This is a genomic window from Streptomyces sp. SAS_272 (genome assembly GCF_052543235.1).
Genome location: NZ_JBMNDR010000190.1, coordinates 1 through 3532, shown reverse-complemented (window position 1 = coordinate 3532; position 3532 = coordinate 1). Strand labels below are relative to the sequence as shown.

Below are 3532 nucleotides of genomic sequence, written 5' to 3'. Positions count from 1 at the left end.
CCCCCCCCCCCCCCCCCCCCCCCCCCCCCCCCCCCCCCCCCCCCCCCCCCCCCCCCCCCCCCCCCCCCCCCCCCCCCCCCCCCCCCCCCCCCCCCCCACGCCCGCACCAAGTAGCGCCGACCCGTCGGAGACGCCGCTCACCGCACCCCCCGCTCCCGCTCCTCCACAACGGAGTTGTACGCGGCGACCAGCGCCCGCCGAGCCGTCCGTTCCACCGGCCGCAACGCCTCGGCCCGCGCCGTCATCTCACCGGAGGTGACGGCGCCCCCCGGCCCCTTCTCGTACGCCAGGGACACCAGCAGCCCCACCCGCTGCGCCAGCTCCAGCACCCGCACCGCCCGCGGCGGATACCCCGGCGCCAGCACCTCCCGGCCCCGCTCCGCCCGCGCCCGGTACGCGTCGATCGCCGCCTCCGCGACCGGCCCCGACCCGGCCAGGTCCAGCCGCGACAGCACCGCTGTGGCGTCCCGCAACGCCTCCGCCAGCTCCCGCTCCGCCTCACCCAGCGACGGGACGTCGGCCGGCGGCGCCTCCCGCACCGGCAGGCAGTGCCACACCACCTCGACGTGCACATCGCCCTCGGGCCCGGCCTCGTACACCTGGGGCACCAGCCCGTACCCGGCGCCGTGACCGACCACCGCCTCCTCCGCCTCCAGCGCCCGCGCGTTGAACTCCGGCGGCCCGCTCAGCCCCAGCGGATGCCCCGGCACGGGCAGCGCCACCCGCAGTCCGGTGACGCCGAGGGTCCGCAGCCGACCCAGCGCGAGCGTGAGCCCGACCGGCCCCGACTCACCGGGCAGCCCCTCCACCCGATGCACGGCGTCCTCCCCGACGACGGCGAGAACGGTGTCGTCCGGCGAGACGAATCCGGCCAACAGGGCATTTCCCCAAGCAGCAAGGCGACCAGAGCGCGGTTCCGAAAGCATCCCCCCACCCTAAGGACCGGACCGATGGAACGGGCCGCCCGACCGGTGGCGTAGATTTTCCCGGAGGGGCCGCGCCCACCCACGCGCGGCGGTCCGAGCCACAGGCGCCCGCGACAGACGACCGGCCACACTGCAAGGGGAGACAACGCGCTCATGAGCGATGTTCTGGAGCTTCAGGACGTATCCGTGGTCCGTGAGGGCCGGGCTCTGGTGGACCAGGTCTCCTGGTCGGTCAAGGAGGGCGAGCGCTGGGTCATCCTCGGCCCTAACGGAGCCGGCAAGACGACCCTCCTGAACATCGCCTCGACCTACCTCTTCCCGAGCTTCGGCGACGTCTCCGTCCTCGGCGAGCCCCTCGGCAAGCCGGGCACCGACGTCTTCGAACTGCGCCCGCGCGTCGGCATGGCCGGCATCGCCCTCGCCGACAAGCTCCCCAAGCGGCAGACCGTCCTGCAGACCGTCCTGACCGCCGCCTACGGCATGACGGCCGGCTGGCAGGAGGAGTACGAGGACGTCGACGAGCAGCGCGCCCGCGCCTTCCTCGACCGCCTCGGCATGAGCGACTACCTCGACCGGAAGTTCGGCACCCTCTCCGAGGGCGAGCGCAAGCGCACCCTCATCGCCCGCGCCCTGATGACCGACCCCGAGCTGCTGCTCCTCGACGAGCCGGCCGCCGGCCTCGACCTCGGGGGCCGCGAGGATCTCGTCCGCCGCCTCGGCCGCCTCGCCCGCGACCCCATCGCCCCCTCGATGATCATGGTCACGCACCACGTCGAGGAGATCGCCCCCGGCTTCACCCACGTCCTCATGATCCGCCAGGGCAAGGTCCTCGCCGCGGGCCCGGTCGAACTCGAGCTCACGTCCCGCAACCTCTCCCTCTGCTTCGGCCTCCCGCTCGTCGTCGAGCAGGTCGGGGACCGCTGGACGGCGCAGGGCCTTCCGCTGTCCTGACCGCCCCCTTCGCGCCCTGTCCCCGGCGGGACGTACGGCCCTACCATGACCGTGTGAACGACATCGACGCGTGGGTGTGGTGGCTCGTCGGCGCGGCAGCACTGGGCATCCCGCTCGTGGTGACCGCGATGCCCGAGTTCGGCATGCTCGCGGTCGGCGCCGTGGCCGCCGCGATCGCCGCGGGCCTCGGCCTCGGCGCGGTGGCACAGGTACTCGTCTTCATCGTCGTCTCCGTCGCCCTCATCGCCGTCGTACGGCCCATCGCGATGCGGCACGACCGGCAGCGTCCCCAACTCGCCACCGGCGTCGACGCCCTGAAAGGCAAGCACGCCGTCGTGCTGGAACGCGTCGACGGCGCGGGGGGCCGCATCAAGCTCGCCGGGGAGATCTGGTCGGCCCGCGCGCTCGACACCGAACGCGCCTACGACGTCGGTCAGGAGGTCGACGTCGTGGACATCGAGGGAGCCACGGCGATCGTCATCTGACCTTGCACAACTCCCGTACGACGTAAGTGAACCGAACACCTCGCGAGCCGCACGACGGTCTGTCAGACTCGACCAGCAAGATCTTCAACAGACATAAGATCTTCCGAAAGCGCCGAGGCGGAGAAAGGTACGGGGAGCCGCGATGGAACCGGTCATCATCGTCCTGGTCATTCTGGTGGTGTTGGTCTTCATCGCCCTGATCAAGACGATCCAGGTCATCCCGCAGGCGAGTGCTGCCATCGTGGAGCGGTTCGGCCGCTACACGCGGACACTCAACGCGGGTCTCAACATCGTCGTCCCGTTCATAGACACCATCCGCAACCGCATCGACCTGCGCGAACAGGTCGTGCCGTTCCCGCCGCAGCCGGTGATCACCCAGGACAACCTGGTCGTGAACATCGACACCGTCATCTACTACCAGGTGACCGACGCCCGGGCGGCGACATACGAAGTCGCCAGCTACATCCAGGCCATCGAGCAGCTCACCGTCACCACGCTCCGCAACATCATCGGCGGCATGGACCTCGAGCGGACCCTGACCTCCCGTGAGGAGATCAACGCGGCGCTGCGCGGCGTCCTCGACGAGGCGACCGGCAAGTGGGGCATCCGCGTCAACCGCGTGGAGCTCAAGGCCATCGAGCCCCCGACCTCCATCCAGGACTCGATGGAGAAGCAGATGCGCGCAGACCGCGACAAGCGCGCCGCGATCCTCACCGCCGAAGGCACCCGGCAGGCCGCGATCCTCACCGCGGAGGGCGAGAAGCAGTCGCAGATCCTGCGCGCCGAGGGTGAGGCCAAGGCAGCCGCCCTGCGCGCCGAGGGCGAGGCGCAGGCCGTGCGCACCGTCTTCGAGGCGATCCATGCCGGCGACCCGGACCAGAAGCTGCTCTCCTACCAGTACCTCCAGATGCTCCCGAAGATCGCCGAAGGCGACGCCAACAAGCTGTGGATCGTGCCCAGCGAGATCGGCGACGCCCTGAAGGGACTGTCCGGGGCCATGGGCAACTTCGGCCCGTTCGGCGGCAACTCCGGCAACGGCAACGGCAACGGAAACAACGGAAACAACGGCAACAACGGGAACAACGGGAACGGTGGCGGCAACGAGCGGCGTGAGAAGCCGTCCCTCGACTGACCGCCGATGTGAGTGGGGCCCGCCTTCCGACGGAAGGC

The 3532-nt window shown here is 71.2% G+C and carries 4 protein-coding genes; 3 read left to right on the top strand and 1 reads right to left on the bottom strand.

The genetic code is table 11. From position 1 onward, the window contains the following. Positions 1 to 137: 137 nt before the first annotated feature. Entirely contained in the window at positions 138 to 926 is a 789-nt protein-coding gene (locus ACN6LD_RS41970; RefSeq protein WP_319194637.1) for a DUF885 domain-containing protein, read from the bottom strand. A gap of 153 nt (positions 927 to 1079) precedes the next feature. Between ACN6LD_RS41970 and ACN6LD_RS41965 the strand changes: the two genes are divergently transcribed. From ACN6LD_RS41965 to ACN6LD_RS41955, 3 genes are all read left to right on the top strand, one after another. Then, positions 1080 to 1877, top strand: coding sequence for an ABC transporter ATP-binding protein (locus ACN6LD_RS41965; RefSeq protein ID WP_445045915.1), 798 nt, complete (start codon positions 1080 to 1082; stop codon positions 1875 to 1877). A gap of 53 nt (positions 1878 to 1930) precedes the next feature. Continuing rightward, positions 1931 to 2362, top strand: coding sequence for an NfeD family protein (locus tag ACN6LD_RS41960; protein WP_319194642.1), 432 nt, complete (start codon positions 1931 to 1933; stop codon positions 2360 to 2362). A gap of 142 nt (positions 2363 to 2504) precedes the next feature. Continuing rightward, a complete protein-coding gene (locus ACN6LD_RS41955) occupies positions 2505 to 3494 on the top strand; it encodes an SPFH domain-containing protein (protein ID WP_445045914.1) in 990 nt (329 codons plus the stop codon). The last annotated feature ends 38 nt before the right edge of the window (positions 3495 to 3532 follow it).